The organism is Delftia sp. WSY_7 (assembly GCF_043104845.1).
Taxonomy (GTDB): Bacteria; Pseudomonadota; Gammaproteobacteria; order Burkholderiales; family Burkholderiaceae_C; genus Comamonas; species Comamonas tsuruhatensis.
This window is the reverse complement of sequence record NZ_JBICLB010000029.1, coordinates 1-1,406: the sequence shown is the minus strand read 5'-3', so window position 1 is coordinate 1,406 and position 1,406 is coordinate 1. Positions and strand designations below refer to the sequence as shown.

1 protein-coding gene is annotated in these 1,406 nt (G+C 59.3%); it reads right to left on the bottom strand.

What is annotated here, in order from left to right:
- Positions 1-12: 12 nt before the first annotated feature.
- Positions 13-1,376, bottom strand: a protein-coding gene (locus ACF8ME_RS11885) for an IS3 family transposase (protein WP_392416605.1) whose coding sequence is annotated in 2 segments (ribosomal slippage) — positions 13-884 and positions 884-1,376 — 1,365 coding nt in all. Because the reading frame shifts where the segments join, the coding sequence is not laid out codon by codon here.
- Positions 1,377-1,406 lie beyond the last annotated feature (30 nt).

Genomic DNA, 1,406 nt, shown 5'->3' with positions numbered 1-1,406 from the left:
GACGGTTGGAAGCTAGCGGCTCAAGGCCTGAGTTCGGTACTGCACCGGGCTCAGGCCTTTTAGTTTGAGCTTGATGCGTTGGTGGTTGTAGTAATGAATGTAGCGGCGCAGGCCGCGCTGCAACTCCTGAACGCTTGCGAACTTGTTCAGGTAGAAGAATTCCGATTTCAGCGTACCGAAGAAGCTTTCCATGGCCGCGTTGTCCAGGCAGTTGCCTTTGCGGGACATGCTTTGCGTCAAGCCGTGCTCGTGGAGCTGCTCTCGATAGTGGGACATTTGGTACTGCCACCCCTGGTCGGAGTGCAAGAGTGGCGCATCGCCGCGGGTCTTCAGCTTGCGCAACGCCTTCCTGAGCATGTTCCCTACGAGCGAGTACACAGGGCGCTCCTGCATCTCGTAGGCCACGATCTCCCCGTTGTAGAGGTCCATGATCGGCGACAGGTACAGCTTGTTGCCTCGGACATTGAATTCGGTCACATCGGTCACCCACTTCTCGTTCGGTCGCTCTGCACCGAACTGGCGATCGAGCAAGTTGGGCGATGAGGCGCACTCGCCTCGGTGGGAACGGTACTTCTTTGGCCGAACCAGTGACTTCAGGGCAAGGCTGTTCATCAGCCGCTGCACGGTCTTGTGGTTCACAGCCTGGCCTGCTTGACGAAGCTGGGCAGTGATGCGCCGATAGCCGTAGCGGCCTTTGTGGCTCTCATAGATTGCCCTGATGCTTGTCTTCAAGCTGGCGTATCTGTCGCCAGACCGCAGCACCTTGGCCTGGTAGTAGAACGTGCTGCGCGACAGGCTTGCCGCACTCAGCAGTGCGCGTAACGAATGCTCTGGCCTCAGCTCGAGGACGGCTTGCGCTTTTTGGGCGCAGCCTGCCGGCCTTCCCGAACCAAGGCCTGCACTTTTTTTAGGTAGGCCACCTCCGCACGCAGATACTCGTTTTCTTTGCGCAGCGTCTCCAGTGCGCTGGCATCGTCAGCCTGCGGCGGCAGGTTCTTGGGGGGGGTGGGAGTCGGCATCTTCTTCGGACGGCCCCGAGGCTTGGGTTTGAGTGCCTCGGGACCACCTTCATGATACTGGCTCAGCCACTTCGATACGACACCTGATCCGCCACGCAAATCGAACAACGCGGCCACTTGCGTTTGCGATAACCCCTGCTGCTTCATGCGTTGCAGCACCGAGATCTTGAACTGCGCGCTGTACTCGCTGCGCTTCTTGCGCAACGCGCTCTCGCCGTGCTCCCGGTAGGCGTTGACCCATCCGCGCAGGCAGGAGCGGCTCACACCGTACTGCTGCGCCAGCGTCCTGTGACCGGCCGACCCCGATAAATATTTCTGAACAACTTCGAGCTTCAAGCGCTCATCGTGCTTCGCCATGAAAAACACCCCATAGGTTGGACTGGTGTC